Origin of the sequence: Sphaerotilus natans (assembly GCF_900156335.1) — a bacterium.
Taxonomy (GTDB): domain Bacteria; phylum Pseudomonadota; class Gammaproteobacteria; order Burkholderiales; family Burkholderiaceae_C; genus Sphaerotilus; species Sphaerotilus natans.
In genome coordinates this window covers 1-16,863 of the sequence record NZ_FTMZ01000016.1, presented here as the reverse complement: position 1 = coordinate 16,863, position 16,863 = coordinate 1, and the positions used below count along the sequence as shown (strand labels likewise).

The following is a 16,863-nucleotide window of genomic DNA, read 5'->3' as shown; positions in this document are numbered from 1 at the left end:
GCGCGGCCTCCGCTCAGAACAGGGATTCGTCCATCGCCATCAGCGAGGCCGGGCCGGAGCGCGCGGTGCGGATCAGGCTGGCCGTCTCCGGCAGCAGCTTGGCGAAGTAGAAGCGCGCGGTGTGCAGCTTGGCGCGGTAGAACGGATCGACCGCGTCGCCGTCGGCCTGGATGCGGTCGAGCGCCACCTGCGCCATGCGCGCCCAGAAGTAGGCGAAGACCAGATGGCCGACCACGCGCAGATAGTCCACCGCCGCCGCGCCCACCTCGTCGGCGTTGCCGAAGGCCTTCATGCCCAGCTCGGTCGTCAGCTTGGTGACCTTGTCGCCCAGGTCGGCCAGCGGGTTGATGAACTCCTGCATGTCCTCGCGCACGCCGGCGTCCTCGGCGAACTCGGCGATCCTGCGGCCGAAGGCCTTGAGCTTCTTGCCGTTGTCGGCCAGCACCTTGCGCCCGAGCAGATCGAGCGACTGGATGGTGTTGGTGCCCTCGTAGATCATGTTGATGCGCGCGTCGCGCACGTACTGCTCCATGCCCCATTCGCGCACGTAGCCGTGGCCGCCGAAGACCTGCATGCAGGCCGAGGTGGCGATCCAGCCGTTGTCGGTCAGGAAGGCCTTGACGATCGGGGTCAGCAGCGCGACCTCGTCGGCGGCCTCGCGGCGCACGTCCGCGTCCGGGTGGCTCAGCTCCTTGTCGAGCATCAGCGCGGTGTGCACGCACAGCGCGCGGCCGGCCTCGGCGTAGGCGCGTGCGGTCAGCAGCATCTTGCGCACGTCGGGGTGCACGATGATCGGATCGGCCGGCTTGTCCTTCGCCTTCGGTCCGGTCAGCGCGCGCATCTGCAGCCGGTCCTTCGCGTAGTCGACCGCGTTCTGGTAGGCCACTTCGGTCAGGCCGAGCGACTGCATCCCGACGCCCAGGCGCGCGGCGTTCATCATCACGAACATCGCCTGCAGGCCCTTGTGGGGTTCGCCCACCAGCGTGCCGATCGCGTCCTCGAGCACCAGCTGCGCGGTGGCGTTGCTGTGGATGCCCATCTTGTGCTCAAGGCCGGCGCAGAAGATGCCGTTGCGCGCGCCCAGGCTGCCGTCGGCCGCGACATGGAACTTCGGCACGACGAACAGCGAGATGCCCTTGGAGCCGGCCGGTGCGTCCGGCAGACGCGCCAGCACCAGGTGCACGATGTTGGCGGCCATGTCGTGCTCGCCGGCGGAGATGAAGATCTTCGCGCCGTTGATCCTGTAGGTGCCGTCGGCCAGCGGCTCGGCCTTGGTGCGCAGCAGGCCCAGGTCGGTGCCGCAGTGCGGCTCGGTCAGGCACATCGTGCCGGTCCACTCGCCGCTGGTGAGCTTCGGCAGATAGGTGGCCTTCTGCTCGGGCGTGCCGTGCGCGTGCAGGGCTTCATAGGCGCCGTGCGACAGGCCCGGATACATCGTCCAGGCCTGGTTGGCGCTGTTGAGCATCTCGTAGAAGCACTGGTTGACCACATGCGGCAGGCCCTGGCCGCCGTAGGCGGGGTCGCAGCTCAGCGAGGGCCAGCCGCCCTCGACATACTTCGCGTAGGCCTCGGGGTAGCCAGCGGGCGTGCGCACCTCGCGGGTGGTCTTGTCGTGGGTGCAGCCTTCCTCGTCGCCGCTGCGGTTGAGCGGGAAGACCACCTGCGCGGCGAACTTGCCGCCTTCCTCGAGCACCGCGTTGACGGTGTCGACATCGACCTCGGCATGGGCCGGGATCTCCTTGAAGGTCTCGGTGACCTGGACCAGCTCATGCAGGACGAACTGCATGTCACGCAGCGGAGGGACGTAGCGGGGCATCTGTGTCTCCTTCAGATCGAGAACAGTCGGAATCGGTCGACGGAACAGGGAGGGGCGCAGCCGGGATATCGGGAGGGGCTGCGCCGGGCTTCAGCCGCTCGGTGCGGCGCGGTAGCGATCGAGCACGTTCAGGAAACCCTGCTCGGCGCGCTGCACCGCGCCGGGCGTGCGCAGGAAGCGCGCGTCGTGGTGCAGCGCCAGCACCAGCCCGTGCAGCTCGAACAGCATCTGCCGGGCGTCGGTGTCGGCCTGCAGGTGGCCTTCCTCGCGCGCCATCGTGATCGAGCGCACCAGGCCGGTGTGCCAGGTGCGGACCATGTCGGCGAGCGCATCGCGCACCGGGCCGGGGCGGTCGTCGAACTCGACCGCGCCGCTGATGTAGATGCAGCCGGAGTCGATCTCGACGCTGACGCGCTTGAGCCAGCGCCGGTACATCGCCTCCAGCCGTGGCAGGCCGCGCGGCTCGCGCAGCGAGGGGTAGAAGACCTCTTCCTCGAAGCGGGCGTGGTACTCGCGGATCACCGAGATCTGCAGCTCCTCGCGGGAGCCGAAATGCGCGAACACGCCCGACTTGCTCATGCCGGTCGTCTCGGCCAGCAGGCCGATCGACAGGCCCTCGAGCCCCTTCTGCGATGCCAGGTTCAGGGCGGCATCGAGAATGGACGCGCGGGTCTGCTGGCCCTTGTGGGCCGCGCGGGAGCCGCTGCGGGTCGGCCGAGGTTCGAGAGGATGAGGGGTCACGGTGGCTGTAAAACGAACGATCGTTCTATTCTGATCGAAGTCCCGTCCAGGGCAAGTCGGGTGCGCCCTGAAAGTCCTAGAGTTGAAACTCTAGTCGGTGGCAGGCGGTCGCGCGTCACGTCCGGGCACGCCGCGACCTGCACGCCTGGCAGGATCTGACTCGTCAAGGGCCCGAGATTGAAGCCGGAGGCCGCTCTGGTCTAAGCTTGCTTCACGCAAGGACCTTGCCATGGATGTGCTGCAGCTCGATGTCTCGGGGCGCCCTCAGGCCTGGATTTCGCCGAAGGACGCCGTGACGCTCTATGTCGCCGGCGAAGTCGCCTGGACGATCGGTGAACCCTGCCTGGTGATGCGCGGAGGCATCCAGCGCGCCAGCGGCCTGCAGTCGCGTGTCGAGCTGCATTCGATCATCGCGGTGCGCGGCGCGGTGCCCAGCCGGGCCTGGCGCGAGGTGCCGGCGATCGCCAACCCGAAGCTGTTCGCCCGCGACCGCCACACCTGCGCCTACTGCGGCCAGCGCTTCCTGCGCGAGCCCCGCGAGCACCTGACCCGCGAGCACATCGTTCCGACCTCGCGCGGCGGCACCCACAGCTGGATGAACTGCATCACCGCCTGCCGCAGCTGCAACGGCCGCAAGGGCAACCGGCTGCTGCACGAGGCCGGCATGGAACTCCTTTACCTGCCCTACATTCCCAATCTGCACGAGGACATGATCCTCAAGGGGCGGCGCATCCTGGCGGACCAGATGGAATTCCTGCTGGCGAGCGTGCCGCGACACAGCCGGCTGCACGGCTGAGCACCGAGATTCCCGGGATCCGCATCATGAAAACCGCTTTCCTCGCGGCGGCCGTCGCCGCTTCCCTGCTGCTGGGCGCCTGCAGCACCACCAGCCCGGACGTGATCCGGCCCGGCGACGCGCAGCGGCTGTCGACGGTGCAGGACGCGGTGGTGCTCAATGTGCGGCCGGTGGTCGTCGAGGGCCAGCAGAGCGGCGTCGGCGGCGTTTCCGGCGCGGTGATCGGCGGCATTGCCGGCGGCTCGGTGGGCGGTCGGCGCGAGGCGGCGGCAGTCGGCGTGCTCGGCGCAGTGGCCGGTGCGGTGATCGGCAACACCGTCGAGCGCTTCGGCACCCGCGAGGAGGCGGTCGAGATCCTGCTGCAGCTGCCCAGCGGCGAGCGCCGGGCGCTGGTGCAGGCCAAGGCGCAGGAGAGCTTCGCGCCGGGCGAGGCGGTGGTGCTGGTCACCACCGGCGGCCGCACCCGGGTGATGAAGGCGCCGACCGCCGCGACCGCCGCCCAGCCGGCGCGCTGAGCCGGCGGCGCGCCTTCGGGCAGCTCAGGCGGTTCAGGCCGCGTCGAGCGCCTGCGCCAGGTCGGCGATCAGGTCGTCGATGTGCTCGATGCCGACCGACAGGCGCAGCATGTCCTCGCTGACGCCGGCCTTCTTCAGCTCGGCCGCGTCGAGCTGGCGGTGCGTCGTCGAGGCCGGGTGGGTGGCCAGCGACTTGGCGTCGCCGATGTTGACCAGCCGGGTGAAGAGCTGGAAGGCGTCGAGCACGCGCGCGCCCGCCTCGCGGCCGCCTTCCTTCAGCCCGAAGCTGAGAATGCCCGAGGCGCGCCCGCCCATCTGCGACTGCACCAGCGCGTGGTCGGGGTGCTCGGGCAGGCCGGCGTAGTTGACCCAGGCCACCTTCGGGTGATCGTCGAGGAAGCGTGCCACCGCCAGCGCGTTGTCGCAGATGCGGTCCATGCGCAGCGCCAGCGTCTCGATGCCCTGCAGGATCAGGAAGGCGTTCATCGGCGAGATCGCCGCGCCGGTGTTGCGCAGCGGCACCACCCGGGCGCGGGCGATGTAGGCGGCCGCGCCCAGCGCCTCGGTGTAGACCACGCCGTGGTAGCTGACGTCGGGCTCGTTCAGGCGCCGGAAGCGCGCCTTGTGCTCGGCCCAGGGGAATTTGCCCGAGTCGACGATCGCGCCGGCGACGCTGTTGCCGTGGCCGCCCATGTACTTGGTCAGCGAGTGCACGACGATGTCGGCGCCATGCTCGATCGGGCGGCACAGCGCCGGCGAGGGCACGGTGTTGTCGACGATCAGCGGCACGCCGGCGGCGTGCGCCACGTCGGCCAGCGCGCGCAGGTCGGTGACGTTGCCCAGCGGATTGCCGACCGACTCGCAGAAGACCGCCTTGGTGCGCTCGTCGATCAGTGCGGCGAAGGAGGCCGGATCGCGCGGGTCGGCGAAGCGCACCGTGATGCCCATCTGCGGGAAGGTGTGCGCGAACAGGTTGTAGGTGCCGCCGTACAGCGTGCTGGCCGAGACGATGTTGTCGCCGGCCTCGGCGATCGTCTGGATCGCGTAGGTGATCGCCGCCATGCCGGAGGCCAGCGCCAGCGCGCCGATGCCGCCCTCGAGCGCGGCCACCCGCGCCTCGAGGATCGACTGGGTCGGATTCATGATCCGGGTGTAGATGTTGCCCTGCACCTTCAGGTCGAACAGGTCGGCGCCGTGCTGGGCGCTGTCGAAGGCATAGGCGACGGTCTGGTAGACCGGCACCGCCACCGCCTTGGTGGTCGGGTCGGGCTGGTAGCCGGCGTGAACGGCCAGGGTCTCGAGCTTCATCGGCTTCATCGGCGAGTCTCCTCGTGTCGTGGGTGGACCGGCCCGCCCGGACCGGCGAGCCTGAGCCGATTCTGCGCGTTGGCCTTTTCAGTGACCTTGCTCGGCGTGAAGCTTCTCGTGGATGCGCCGGTTGGTGCGCCAGACGCCCCACAGCACCGCCGGAATCAGCGCACCGGCGACCAGCTCCGGGCTGATCGGGGCGCCGGCGACCTTGACCGCCTTGGCGCCGTAGTAGATCAGGCTCATCACGTAGTACGAGATCGCCGCGATCGACAGACCCTCCACCGTCATCTGCATGCGCAGCTGCAGGTCTTGGCCGCGGGTGAGCTGCGCCAGCAGCTGCTGGTTCTGCGATTCGGTGGCGATGTCGACGCGGGTGCGCAGCAGCGCGCTGGTGCGCTCGATGCGCTGCGACAGGCCGCTCAGGCGCTGCGCGGTGGCCGCCACCGTCTGGATCGCCGGCGACAGGCGTCGCTGCATGAACTCGCTGATGGTCTGCGTGCCCGAGATCGGCTTCTCGCGCAGCTCCTGGATGCGCTGGCTGACGATGGCGTCATAGGCCTGGGTCGCGGCGAATCGGTACTGGTTCTCGGCGGTGGCGCGCTCGACCCGCGCGGCCAGCGCCACCAGCGTGTCGAGCAGCTCCTGGTCGGTGGCGGCCTTGTTCTCGAGCCGCGCGGTGATCTCGGCCAGACGCGACTCGGCCTCGGCCAGCATCGGCGACAGCGCCTTGGCCGCGGGCAGCCCGCGCAGCGCCATCATCCGGTAGGTCTCCAGCTCGAGCAGGCGCTGCGAGATGCGGCCCGCGCGCGTCTCGGTGGTGCGCTCCGGCGCGATCACCAGCATGTGCTCGAAGCCGTCGTCGCGCAGCCGGAACGAGGTGACCGCGATCGAGTGGCCGTAGGTGCCCATGATCGAGGCCACCACGCTGCGCCCGCCCAGCCAGCGCTGGCCACGCTTGGCCGCCTCCGGCGCGTTGGCGATGTCGCCGATGACCATCGCCAGCTTGATCGCGGTGATGGTCTTGCCAGGAATGGCCGCCAGCCAGGCCGGGTCGATCGCCAGCGCGTCCAGCGGCGGATTCTCGGCCTCCAGGCCGGCGCCCTCGGGCAGCGACTGCACGATCGAGTAGCGGGTGTACTCGCTGTGGCGCTCCCACTTCAGCGTGCACGGGCCCAGGCGCAGGCGCACGAAATGGTCGTGCAGCACCTCCGGCGGCAGATCCTGCTGGCCCGGCAGCAGGCGCAGGTGCGCCAGCTCCTGCTCGCGGCTGATGCCCTCGTTGAGCACCGCGACATAGACGACCAGCGCGGGCAGGCGGATGCGCGCGGTCGGCCGGGCGTGGACCTCGTTGTGCAGCAGCGCGCGCTGCTGGTCGTCGGGCGGCAGCGCGCTGCGCGTGGGGGAAGGCGAGGGCGGAAGAGCGTCGGTCATCGCGGGATCGGAGGGGCGAAGTCGGCAGAAGTGGACGGTCGGGCGCGTACTGCCCCTCGAGCGTAACGGCTTTCCGTGGGGTTTCTCGGGCCTCCCCCTCTTGAAAGCCGCGATCGCGTTCCTATAATCAGTTCCGTTAGCACTCGCTGGTGGTGAGTGCTAGTGATCGCGAGGGGCAGCGTCCTGCCCTGTTGCATCCCACCTTTTCTGTCCGATCCAAGCTCTGTTTCTAGGAGTCGCCATGAATCTTCGTCCCCTGCACGACCGCGTGATCGTCAAGCGTCTGGAAAACGAGACCAAGACCGCCCTGGGCATCATCATCCCGGACAACGCGGCCGAGAAGCCGGACCAGGGTGAAGTGCTGGCCGTCGGCCCGGGCAAGCGCAACGACAAGGGTGACTTCGTCGCGCTGAACGTCCAGGTTGGCGACCGCGTGCTGTTCGGCAAGTACAGCGGCCAGACCGTCAAGGTCGACGGCAACGAGCTGCTGGTGATGCGCGAAGAAGACCTCTTCGCCGTGGTCGAGAAGTAAGCCGCCGTCCGGCGCCTTCTCCCGCACACCTCCCCCATTCCCAGATTTCAAGTATTCGGAGCTAGAACATGGCTGCAAAAGACGTCATTTTTGGTGCAGACGCCCGTCACCGCATGGTCGAAGGCGTGAACATCCTGGCCAACGCGGTCAAGGTCACCCTGGGCCCCAAGGGTCGCAACGTGGTGCTGGAGCGCTCGTTCGGCGCCCCGACCGTGACCAAGGACGGTGTCTCGGTCGCCAAGGAAATCGAGCTGAAGGACAAGCTGCAGAACATGGGCGCCCAGATGGTCAAGGAAGTCGCTTCCAAGACCTCGGACAACGCCGGTGACGGCACCACCACCGCCACCGTGCTGGCCCAGGCCATCGTGCGCGAAGGCATGAAGTACGTGGCCGCCGGCATGAACCCGATGGACCTGAAGCGCGGCATCGACAAGGCGGTCACCGCGCTGGTCGTGCAGCTGAAGGCCGCCTCGAAGGCCACCACCACCTCGAAGGAAATCGCCCAGGTCGGCACGATCTCGGCCAACTCCGACGCGGACGTCGGCGGCATCATCGCCGAGGCGATGGACAAGGTCGGCAAGGAAGGCGTCATCACCGTCGAGGACGGCAAGAGCCTGAACAACGAGCTGGATGTCGTCGAAGGCATGCAGTTCGACCGCGGCTACCTGTCGCCGTACTTCATCAACAACCCGGAAAAGCAGGCCGCCCTGCTCGACAACCCGTTCGTGCTGCTGTACGACAAGAAGGTGTCGAACATCCGTGACCTGCTGCCGACGCTGGAGCAGGTCGCCAAGGCCGGCCGTCCGCTGCTGATCATCGCCGAAGACGTCGACGGCGAGGCGCTGGCCACCCTGGTGGTCAACACCATCCGCGGCATCCTGAAGGTCGTCGCCGTCAAGGCGCCGGGCTTCGGCGACCGCCGCAAGGCCATGCTGGAAGACATCGCCATCCTGACCGGCGGCAAGGTCATCGCCGAGGAAGTCGGCATGTCGCTGGAGAAGGTCACGCTGGCTGACCTGGGCCAGGCCAAGCGCGTCGAAGTGGGCAAGGAAAACACCACCATCATCGACGGCGCCGGCACCGCCGACATCATCGAGGCGCGCGTCAAGCAGATCCGCATCCAGATCGAGGAAGCCACCAGCGACTACGACCGCGAGAAGCTGCAAGAGCGCGTGGCCAAGCTGGCTGGCGGTGTCGCCGTCATCAAGGTCGGTGCGGCCACCGAAGTCGAGATGAAGGAGAAGAAGGCTCGCGTGGAAGACGCGCTGCACGCCACCCGCGCTGCGGTGGAAGAAGGCATCGTCGCCGGTGGTGGCGTCGCCCTGCTGCGTGCCCGTCAGGCCGCTGGCGAGATCAAGGGTGACAACGCCGACCAGGACGCCGGCATCAAGCTGGTCCTGAAGGCGATCGAAGCCCCGCTGCGCGAGATCGTCGCCAACGCCGGTGGCGAGCCGAGCGTGGTGGTCAACGCCATCCTGGCCGGTTCGGGCAACTACGGCTTCAACGCCGCCAACGACACCTATGGCGACATGATCGACATGGGCATCCTGGACCCGACCAAGGTCACCCGCACCGCGCTGCAGAACGCCGCGTCCGTCGCCTCGCTGATGCTGACCACCGAGTGCATGGTCGCCGAAGCCCCGAAGGACGACGCTCCGGCCGGTGGCATGCCGGGCGGCATGGGCGGCATGGGCGGCATGGGCATGGACATGTGATCCTGCCGAGCCTGACCTGAGCTCGACGACACGACGCTGCGGCGTCGAAAGGAAAGGGTGGCTGTCAAGCCACCCTTTTTTCATTTCTGCAAGCAATTGCGTGTGAAGTCAGGCACGCCGGGCCGATTCATCCCCCGCATCCGGGTGACAAATCTTGGCCGTCCGCGTGAGGATCTGACATTTCTTGTCGTCGCCGTCGACCTTGTCGGCCAAGAAATGTCACTTCCTGAGCCGCATCAGCGCCGCTCCGCCCGGGCTGTTGGGGCTTTGAGGGCTGGCACGAAGTCTGCACATTCCTTGCCGTCTACTCACCTGACGGAGGATCCTTCCATGAAGCGCGTGCAACAAGGTTTTACCCTTATCGAACTGATGATCGTCGTGGCGATCATCGGCATCCTGGCCGCGGTGGCGCTGCCGGCCTATCAGGACTACACGGTCCGTGCGAAGGTTTCGGAAGGCTTGGCGCTGGCGGCCGGTGCCAAGGCGACGGTGGCTGAAAATGCGGCCAACGGTGCGGCATTCGATTCCGGTTTCCAGCAGCCAGCTGCGACCAAGAATGTCGCCAGTGTTGCCATCAGCCCGACCAACGGTGAAATCACCATCACCTTTACCACTGCAATCGACAGTGGTGCCACGCTGGTGCTGTCTCCGCGTGATGGCGGCATTGCCGGCGATGCGCTGGTGAGCGGGACTGTGCCGAAGCAAGGTTCGATCACCTGGAATTGCCTGTCTGCTGGCTCGACTGGCTCTGGCAAGTCGGGTAACGCAGGCTCGATCAAGGGCAAGTACGTCCCGGCCGAATGCCGTAGCTGACACCCCCTTGTTTGAGGGGTAAAGATGCGCCTGCGGGCGCATCTTGCGTTTCTGACGCCCTAAAACGAATTTGTTCCTTGGTGAATGGTGGCGGACTCTCTACAACGGCAGCAGTTTTCCGCAGGAATGCCACGCCATGTGCCACACCGCCGCTGTCGTCCCGGGGGGGAGAGCAGTCAGGCCCTCGCCCGGATTCACGTTGATCGAGCTGATGATCGTTGTCGCGATCGTCGGCGTGCTGGCGGCCATCGCGCTGCCCGCCTACCAGGACTATGCGCTGCGCGCCCGCGTCTCCGAGGGGCTGCGCCTGAGCATGGAAGCCCGCGACATGGTGACCGAGTTCTACGGCACCAACTCGCGCTGGCCAGACAGTAACGAGGCTGTCGGCCTGGTGGAGCCTGAGAAGATCGCCGGCAACAGCGTCAGCTCGGTCACCGTGGGCAGCGCCGGCATCATCACCATCCGCTTCAATTCGCGCGTGCAGGACGGCAGCCTGCTGCTGCAGCCCGAGGCCGCCTCGGGCAGCATCCGCTGGTCCTGCCGCATTCCTTCCAGCGGCGGGCTGTCGCCGCGCCATGTGCCGGCGGAGTGCCGCGGCAGCTGAAGCCGCTGGCGCTTGTCCGGGGCGAGCGGCTCGGCTCGCTATGATCGGCGCGCATGACGCCGCCGCTTTCCGCTGACCGCAACGCCTTCCTGCCGCTGGCCCTGCTGGCCGTCGCGCTGCCTTTCCTGATTGCCGGCAGCGCGCCGCCGACCTCGACCTATTTCAACCAGGCGCTGGCCTTCGGTGGCTGCGGCCTGTGGCTGATGGTCTGGGCGCTGGGCACCCGACCCGGTACGGCCGGATCCTCCGCAGCGACCCGCTGGCTGCTTGGCGTGGGCGTGCTGCTGTTGCTGGCCACCGCGTTGTCCTCCGCGCCCTGGGGGCAGAGGCTGGCGCCGCTGGGCTGCCTGCTGCTGGGCGGCGCGCTGATGCATGCGGTGGCGCGCAGCTGCCGCGACGGACGGGGCAGCGACTGGACCTTGCCGCTGATGTGCGCGCTGCTGACGGCCGGGCTGCTCAGCGTGGTGATCGGCGCGGTGCAGGTCTTCGCGCCCGAGCTGGCCGACGGCCGCTGGGTCGCCTTCGCGACCACACCCGGGCGCGCCATCGGCAACATGCGCCAGCCCAACCAGCTCTCGACGCTGCTGCTGTGGGCGGCGGCTGCCGCGGTCTGGCTGTCGCTGCGCGAGCGTCGCTCGATCGTGCAGCTGGCGCTGGTGCTGGCCGCACTGGTCTTCGGCGTGGCGATGACCGCCTCGCGCACCGGCCTGGTCGGCGTGGTGCTGCTGGCGCTGTGGGGGCTGCTGGACCGCCGCCTGCCGGCACCGGTGCGCGGCCTGCTGCTGGCGATGGTGCCGTTCTATGCGCTGTGCTGGGTCGGGCTGGAGCAGTGGCTGGCCTCGCACGGCGTGATGTTCTATGGCGACGACCAGCTCAAGAAGACGCTGCATGGCGACGCCAGCAGCTCGCGCGGGCGCATCTGGGCCAACACCTGGGCGCTGGTGCAGGCGCATCCGTGGACGGGCGTCGGCGTCGGCGCCTTCAACTTCGTCTGGTCGATGACGCCGTTTCCCGGCCGGCCGGTCGCCTTCTTCGATCACAGCCACAACCTGCCGCTGCAGCTGGCGGTGGAGTCCGGCCTGCCGCTGGCCGGCGCGGTGCTGGCCGGCGTGGCCTGGGCCGGCTGGCGTGCGCGCCGGGCGCTGGTCGATGCCGACGAGGACCGCGCGCGCGACGCCCGGACCGCGCTGTTCATGCTGGTGATGGTCGGCGTGCACAGCCTGCTCGAGTATCCGCTGTGGTACGTCTACTTCCTGCTGCCGGCGATGATGCTGGCCGGGTGGCTGACCGGCAGCGTGCCGGCCTCGGTCGAGCCGGCACGGCCGCCGGCGGCCGCGCCGGGCTGGCGCCTGCGCCTGGGGCCGTGGCTGTGGAGCGTGACCGGCGCCCTGGCGCTGGTCGCCTCGGTCTGGTCGACGGTCGAGTACTGGACGGTGTCGGTGATCTTCGAGCCTGAGCTGTCCTTCGGCGAGGCCGAGCCGCTGTCGGCGCGCATCGAGCGCGGCCGGCGCAGCGTGCTGTGGGGGCATCATGCCGACTATGCCCGCGCGACGATGGCCAAGGCGCCCGAGGAGGTCTTCGACGCCTTCGACCGGCCGCTGCACCATCTGGCCGACACCCGGCTGATGATCGCCTACGCCCGGGCGCTCGAGGGCCGCGGCGAGACGGCCCGCGCCGCGCATGTGGCGGCGCGACTGCGCGAGTTCCGCAATCCGGCCTCGGCCGAATTCTTCTCGGTCTGCGATGCGCCGGGCTCGGACCGCCGGCCCACGCCCTTCCAGTGTCTGCCTGATCCGGAGCTGCCGGCCGCGCTGATGCGGCCCTGAGCCGGAGCCTGCGCCCGAACGTCCCCGTCATGCCCGCGAAGGTGGGCGGCCACGATGGGCTTGCTTCTGTGGTGGGGGTGGGTCCTCGCCTTCGCGAGGATGACGGTGACGGGACGGGGCAGGACGGATTATTGGTCCTGAGCGAGCCAGTCGCCGGACTTGCCGCCGCGCTTCTCGAGCAGGCGGATGTCGGTCATGACCATGCCCTTCTCGGCCGCCTTGCACATGTCGTAGATGGTCAGCAGGCCGACCTGGACGGCGGTCAGCGCCTCCATCTCGACGCCGGTGCGGCCCAGCGTCTCGACGGTGGCCTCGCAGTGCACCGACGAGGCGGCCTCGTCGAGGTGGAAGTCGACCGCCACCCGGGTGATCGGCAGCGGATGGCACAGCGGCACCAGATCGGCGGTGCGCTTGGCGCCCTGGATCGCTGCGATGCGCGCGATGCCGATCACGTCGCCCTTCTTCGCCTCGCCGCGGGCGATCAGCGCCAGGGTTTCCGGTTGCATGCGGATCGTGCCGGTGGCGGTGGCCACGCGGTGCGTCGGCGTCTTGCCGGACACGTCGACCATGTGGGCCTGGCCGTGGGCATCGAAATGGGTCAGCGGTGAGTTCATCGCAGGAGGGCGGCAGTCGGTTGGAGCGGGAGGGCGCAAGGCTGGCATCCGGGCCTCAGCAGGGAGATACACGCCGGCGCCAGGGTGGCGGCATGATACGCAGCCTCGTTCCAGGAAGATGATGAAGACCACTCCGCTGCTGCTGGCCGCATTGCTGGGCCTGACGATGCCGCTGGCCCTGGCACCGGCCTCACCGGCGCAGGCGGCCACGCCCGCCAACGCGCCGACGCTGCCTGCGCTGGGTGACGCCGGTGCCGACGAGCTGGGCATCGGCGCCGAGCGCCGGCTGGGCGAGCGCATCATGAAGGAGCTGCGCCGCGATCCGGACCTGCTCGACGATCCGCTGCTGCAGGACTATGTCGACGCGCTATGGCAGCCGCTGCTGGCCGCCGCCCGTGCCCGCGGCGATCTGCCCGACGAGCAGCGCGAGCAGTTCGCCTGGGCGACCTTCCTGGTGCGCGACCGCAGCGTCAACGCCTTCGCGCTGCCGGGCGGCCATGTCGGCGTGCATCTGGGCCTGATCGCGATCACCTCCACCCGCGACGAGCTGGCCGCGGTGCTGGCGCACGAGCTCTCGCATGTGACGCAGCGCCACATCGCGCGCTCGATCGCGACCAGCCGGCGCCAGTCGCTGATCGGTGCGGCGACGATGATCGCCGGCATCCTAGCTGCCTCGCGCAGCGGAGACGCGGCCAACGCGATGATCGTCGGCGGACAGGCGGTCGCCGCGCAGGGCCAGCTCAACTTCTCGCGCGACATGGAGCGCGAGGCCGACCGCATCGGCTTCGGCGTGCTGGAGGCGGCGGGCTTCGCGCCCGAGGGCATGGCCGGCATGTTCGATCGGCTGCAGAGCGCCTCGCGGCTCAACGACAGCGGCCAGTTCCCCTACCTGCGCTCGCACCCGCTGACCGGCGAGCGCATCGCCGAGGCGCGCTCGCGTCTGGGCGTGAATCCGGGCGGGTCGAGCGCGGCGCCGGACGCGGCACGCTGGCTGCATGCGGCGATGCAGGGCCGCGCCCGCGCGCTGATGGACGGACGCGGCGAGACGCTCAGCCGGCTGGCCGGTGGTGGCGTACCCGGTGTTGCAGCGGTGGCCAGCACGCCGGAGGCGCTGTCGACCGCCTGTGCCGCCGCGCTGGCCGCCACACGCCTGAAGGACTGGCGTGCGGCCGATGCTGCGCTGGCCCGCGCACGCACGCTGGCAGCGGGGCAGGGCGCACCGGTGCAGCGGGCCGTGCAGGTCATCCAGATCGAGTCGATGCTCGACCGCGGTCAGGCGACCGAGGCGGCGCGGCTTCTCTCGGGCGGTCTGCTCGACGGCAGCCGCGCCGGTCTGATGCTGTCGGCCCGGCTGGCTGCGCTGCCGCAGGCCGATGCGGCGCAGGCCAGTCGGGTCCGCGAGGATCTGCAGACCTGGGTCACCGTGCGGCCTGGCGATGTCGGCGCGTGGCAGGCGCTGGCACGGGTGATGGAGCGGCTCGGTCAGCCGCTGGCTGCATTGCGCGCCCAAGCCGAGGCGCAGGCCGCTCAGGGCGATCTGGCCGGCGCGGTCGACCGGTTGCGCGCCGGTCAGCGGCTCTCGCGCAGCAGCGGTGCGGTCGAGTCGATGGAGGGTGTGGTCATCGAGTCGCGGCTGAAGGCGCTCGAGCAGCAGCGCCGCGCCGAGCTGGAGCGCGAGCGCCGCGGCGAGGAGGACTGACGCGCGCCGTGGCGCGGCTCGTCAGTCTTCTTCCCGGAACAGCCGCTGCAGCGCGCTGTCGATCACCATGCCGCACAGGCTGTACAGCAGCGAGGTGATCAGGGCCGCGCCGAACCCAGCCACCTGCAGCCCGTCGAGCATCCAGGCCGCGAACTGGAACACCGCGGCATTGATGACGAACAGGAACAGTCCCAGCGTCACCACGGTGACCGGCAGCGTCAGCACCACCAGCAGCGGGCGCACGACCGCATTGAGCAGGCCGAGCATCAGCGCCGCCATCAGCGCGGCGCCGAAGCCCCGCACCTCGAGACCGGGATAGAGGGTCGCCACCAGCAGCAGCGCGGCAGCAAGCAGGAACCAGCGAGCGAACAGCTTCAGCATGATGCGTGAAAGGATACACGCATCGGGCGGTCTTGGTACCCGACTGTTCAACCCTGTGATGTCGAGGGAAAAGAAGAGTTCATGCAGAATCCGCGGCATCGAAAGGGGAGTAGCAGAGGGTCGCCCGACCCTCGCGACATCCCGTCAGTACGGTGATCGGCCCGACAGCCGACCACCCGGGTTCGCGGACGAACCGTTGCTCGGCAACTGCCGTGCGGTGCGTCGCAAGACCTTTCGGTACGGAGCGCCCTTCAGGGCTGCGCAGACCGTGCCGAAGGCCGCTCCGAGTCATGTCTTCACTGATACTTGGATCGCAACCTGTGGAGTGCTCTTCATGCTGATGAACTCGATGGCGCCAGACTGGCTCTGGCTTTTCTTCGTGGCGGTGGTGCTGCTGGCCCTGTTCGTGGACTTTGTCGTTCTGCGCAAGCAGGGCGCGCATGAAGTCGGCGTCAAGGAGGCGTTGAACTGGTCGATCGTCTGGGTGGCCCTCAGTCTGGCCTTCAACGGCCTGCTGTGGTGGGCGACCTGGCGCGAGCATGGTACCGAGATCGCCAACACGCGCGCGCTCGAATTCCTGACCGGCTACCTGATCGAGAAGTCGCTGGCCGTCGACAACATCTTCGTCTTCCTGATGATCTTCACCTACTTCGCGGTGCCGCCGTCGTACCAGAAGCGGGTGCTGATGATCGGCATCATCGGCGCGATGGTGCTGCGCACGGTGCTGATCCTGGTGGGGGCCTGGCTGATCGCCAAGTTCCACTGGATCCTGTATGTCTTCGGTGCCTTCCTGCTGATCACCGGCATCAAGATGTGGTGGGCGGCCGGCCAGGAGCCTGACCTGGAGAGCAACCCGGCGCTGAAGCTGCTGCGCCGTGTGATGCCGGTCAGCAAGAACTTCGACGGCGAGAAGTTCTTCACCGTCGAGAACGGCAAGCGCATCGCCACGCCGCTGCTGCTAGTCATCGCGCTGGTGGGCATCACCGACGTGATCTTCGCGGTCGACTCCATTCCGGCGATCTTCGCGATCACCAGCGATCCGTTCATCGTGCTGACCTCGAACATCTTCGCGATCCTGGGTCTGCGTGCGATGTACTTCCTGCTGGCGGCCATGGCTTCGAAGTTCCACCTGCTGAGCTACGGTCTGGCCGTGATCCTGGCCTTCATCGGCACCAAGATGCTGCTGATCGACATCGTCAAGATCCCGGTGTTTGCCTCGCTCGGCGCGGTGATCGGCATCCTGGCCTTCACGATGTGGCTGAGCGTGCGCACCGCACCGAAGCTGCCGGTCAAGCAAGGCTGACGCCGGAGTCATCTCCCGCCACCCCGCCTCTCCTCGTCACACCCGCGAAAGCGGGTGCCCACGAGAATCGCCAGCCCCATGAAAAAGGCCGCCCCTCGGGGCGGCCTTCTCGCATGCGCTGAAAGCGGCGGCTGATTACAGCAGCGACTTCAGGATGCGGCCCATTTCCGACGGGTTGCGGGTGACCTTGAAGCCGCACTCTTCCATGATGGCGAGCTTGGCGTCGGCGGTGTCGGCGCCGCCGGAGATCAGCGCGCCGGCGTGGCCCATGCGCTTGCCCGCAGGCGCGGTGACGCCGGCGATGAAGCCGACGACCGGCTTCTTCATGTGGTCCTTGACCCAGCGGGCGGCCTCGGCCTCGTCCGGGCCGCCGATCTCGCCGATCATGATGACGGCGTCGGTGTCCGGATCGTCGTTGAAGGCGCGCATCACGTCGATGTGCTTCAGGCCGTTGATCGGATCGCCGCCGATGCCCACGGCCGACGACTGGCCGATGCCCAGCTCGGTCAGCTGCGCCACGGCTTCATAGGTCAGCGTGCCCGAACGCGAGACGACGCCGACGCGGCCCTTGCGGTGGATGTGGCCGGGCATGATGCCGATCTTGATCTCGTCGGGCGTGATCAGGCCGGGGCAGTTGGGGCCCAGCAGCAGCGTCTTCTTGCCGCCGGCGGCTTCCTTGGCCTTCATCTTGTTGCGCACTTCCAGCATGTCCCGCACGGGGATGCCTTCGGTGATGCAGATCGCCAGGTCCAGGTCGGCCTCGACG

16 protein-coding genes are annotated in these 16,863 nt (G+C 68.6%); 9 read left to right on the top strand and 7 right to left on the bottom strand.

Annotated elements, in window-relative coordinates:
- Window positions 1-13: 13 nt before the first annotated feature.
- Window positions 14-1,816, bottom strand: coding sequence for an acyl-CoA dehydrogenase C-terminal domain-containing protein (locus BW996_RS14115; protein WP_037481950.1), 1,803 nt, complete (start codon window positions 1,814-1,816; stop codon window positions 14-16).
- A 90-nt stretch (window positions 1,817-1,906) separates the two neighbouring features.
- Window positions 1,907-2,557 (bottom strand): TetR/AcrR family transcriptional regulator, encoded by a 651-nt coding sequence (locus BW996_RS14110; protein ID WP_037481953.1) that lies wholly within the window; start codon window positions 2,555-2,557, stop codon window positions 1,907-1,909.
- Window positions 2,558-2,786: 229 nt separating this feature from the next.
- Between BW996_RS14110 and BW996_RS14105 the strand changes: the two genes are divergently transcribed.
- Window positions 2,787-3,353: an HNH endonuclease gene (locus tag BW996_RS14105; protein WP_037481954.1), complete on the top strand. Its 567-nt coding sequence runs from the start codon at window positions 2,787-2,789 to the stop codon at window positions 3,351-3,353.
- A gap of 26 nt (window positions 3,354-3,379) precedes the next feature.
- Window positions 3,380-3,868: an outer membrane lipoprotein gene (locus BW996_RS14100; RefSeq protein WP_037481956.1), complete on the top strand. Its 489-nt coding sequence runs from the start codon at window positions 3,380-3,382 to the stop codon at window positions 3,866-3,868.
- Between the two features lie 33 nt (window positions 3,869-3,901).
- Here the strand turns inward: BW996_RS14100 and BW996_RS14095 are convergent, their stop codons facing one another.
- Window positions 3,902-5,176: an O-acetylhomoserine aminocarboxypropyltransferase/cysteine synthase family protein gene (locus BW996_RS14095; protein WP_037481976.1), complete on the bottom strand. Its 1,275-nt coding sequence runs from the start codon at window positions 5,174-5,176 to the stop codon at window positions 3,902-3,904.
- An 87-nt stretch (window positions 5,177-5,263) separates the two neighbouring features.
- A complete protein-coding gene (locus BW996_RS14090; protein WP_051631920.1) occupies window positions 5,264-6,610 on the bottom strand; it encodes a DUF3422 family protein in 1,347 nt (448 codons plus the stop codon).
- 241 nt (window positions 6,611-6,851) lie between these two features.
- Between BW996_RS14090 and BW996_RS14085 the strand changes: the two genes are divergently transcribed.
- The 5 genes from BW996_RS14085 (at window position 6,852) to BW996_RS14065 (ending at window position 12,100) form a co-directional block, all read left to right on the top strand.
- Window positions 6,852-7,142: a co-chaperone GroES gene (locus BW996_RS14085; protein WP_037481959.1), complete on the top strand. Its 291-nt coding sequence runs from the start codon at window positions 6,852-6,854 to the stop codon at window positions 7,140-7,142.
- A 68-nt stretch (window positions 7,143-7,210) separates the two neighbouring features.
- On the top strand, window positions 7,211-8,857 hold the full coding sequence (gene groL, locus BW996_RS14080) for a chaperonin GroEL (RefSeq protein WP_037481960.1): 1,647 nt from the start codon (window positions 7,211-7,213) through the stop codon (window positions 8,855-8,857).
- A 330-nt stretch (window positions 8,858-9,187) separates the two neighbouring features.
- Window positions 9,188-9,670, top strand: a complete 483-nt coding sequence (locus BW996_RS14075) for a pilin (RefSeq protein ID WP_037481963.1) — start codon at window positions 9,188-9,190, stop codon at window positions 9,668-9,670.
- Window positions 9,671-9,869: 199 nt separating this feature from the next.
- Entirely contained in the window at window positions 9,870-10,274 is a 405-nt protein-coding gene (locus tag BW996_RS22275; protein WP_037481965.1) for a pilin, read from the top strand.
- A 53-nt stretch (window positions 10,275-10,327) separates the two neighbouring features.
- On the top strand, window positions 10,328-12,100 hold the full coding sequence (locus BW996_RS14065) for a PglL family O-oligosaccharyltransferase (protein WP_051631922.1): 1,773 nt from the start codon (window positions 10,328-10,330) through the stop codon (window positions 12,098-12,100).
- 128 nt (window positions 12,101-12,228) lie between these two features.
- On the opposite strand, the gene moaC is transcribed toward BW996_RS14065, so the two are convergent.
- Window positions 12,229-12,714, bottom strand: a complete 486-nt coding sequence (moaC, locus tag BW996_RS14060) for a cyclic pyranopterin monophosphate synthase MoaC (RefSeq protein ID WP_037481968.1) — start codon at window positions 12,712-12,714, stop codon at window positions 12,229-12,231.
- 121 nt (window positions 12,715-12,835) lie between these two features.
- Here moaC and BW996_RS14055 point away from each other — a divergent pair, with 121 nt between their 5' ends.
- On the top strand, window positions 12,836-14,413 hold the full coding sequence (locus BW996_RS14055; RefSeq protein WP_241461964.1) for a M48 family metalloprotease: 1,578 nt from the start codon (window positions 12,836-12,838) through the stop codon (window positions 14,411-14,413).
- A 21-nt stretch (window positions 14,414-14,434) separates the two neighbouring features.
- Here BW996_RS14055 and BW996_RS14050 read toward each other — a convergent pair whose 3' ends face one another.
- Window positions 14,435-14,794, bottom strand: a complete 360-nt coding sequence (locus BW996_RS14050; RefSeq protein ID WP_037481973.1) for a phage holin family protein — start codon at window positions 14,792-14,794, stop codon at window positions 14,435-14,437.
- A gap of 340 nt (window positions 14,795-15,134) precedes the next feature.
- On the opposite strand from BW996_RS14050, the gene BW996_RS14045 reads away from it, so the two are divergent.
- Window positions 15,135-16,097 carry a TerC family protein gene (locus tag BW996_RS14045; protein WP_037481980.1) on the top strand — a complete coding sequence of 321 codons (963 nt, stop codon included), beginning with the start codon at window positions 15,135-15,137 and terminating at the stop codon, window positions 16,095-16,097.
- A gap of 135 nt (window positions 16,098-16,232) precedes the next feature.
- On the opposite strand, the gene sucD is transcribed toward BW996_RS14045, so the two are convergent.
- Window positions 16,233-16,863 (bottom strand): succinate--CoA ligase subunit alpha (gene sucD / locus BW996_RS14040; protein ID WP_076458962.1); only part of this gene is annotated, 631 nt, incomplete at its 5' end.

Coding starts and splice junctions, on each gene's coding strand:
- BW996_RS14115 (WP_037481950.1), bottom strand. CDS start 1,816: ATGCCCCGCTACGTCCCTCCGCTGCGTGACATGCAGTTCGTCCTGCAT.
- BW996_RS14105 (WP_037481954.1), top strand. CDS start 2,787: ATGGATGTGCTGCAGCTCGATGTCTCGGGGCGCCCTCAGGCCTGGATT.
- BW996_RS14100 (WP_037481956.1), top strand. CDS start 3,380: ATGAAAACCGCTTTCCTCGCGGCGGCCGTCGCCGCTTCCCTGCTGCTG.
- BW996_RS14095 (WP_037481976.1), bottom strand. CDS start 5,176: ATGAAGCTCGAGACCCTGGCCGTTCACGCCGGCTACCAGCCCGACCCG.
- BW996_RS14090 (WP_051631920.1), bottom strand. CDS start 6,610: ATGACCGACGCTCTTCCGCCCTCGCCTTCCCCCACGCGCAGCGCGCTG.
- BW996_RS14085 (WP_037481959.1), top strand. CDS start 6,852: ATGAATCTTCGTCCCCTGCACGACCGCGTGATCGTCAAGCGTCTGGAA.
- groL (WP_037481960.1), top strand. CDS start 7,211: ATGGCTGCAAAAGACGTCATTTTTGGTGCAGACGCCCGTCACCGCATG.
- BW996_RS14075 (WP_037481963.1), top strand. CDS start 9,188: ATGAAGCGCGTGCAACAAGGTTTTACCCTTATCGAACTGATGATCGTC.
- BW996_RS14065 (WP_051631922.1), top strand. CDS start 10,328: ATGACGCCGCCGCTTTCCGCTGACCGCAACGCCTTCCTGCCGCTGGCC.
- moaC (WP_037481968.1), bottom strand. CDS start 12,714: ATGAACTCACCGCTGACCCATTTCGATGCCCACGGCCAGGCCCACATG.
- BW996_RS14055 (WP_241461964.1), top strand. CDS start 12,836: ATGAAGACCACTCCGCTGCTGCTGGCCGCATTGCTGGGCCTGACGATG.
- BW996_RS14050 (WP_037481973.1), bottom strand. CDS start 14,794: ATGCTGAAGCTGTTCGCTCGCTGGTTCCTGCTTGCTGCCGCGCTGCTG.
- BW996_RS14045 (WP_037481980.1), top strand. CDS start 15,135: ATGAACTCGATGGCGCCAGACTGGCTCTGGCTTTTCTTCGTGGCGGTG.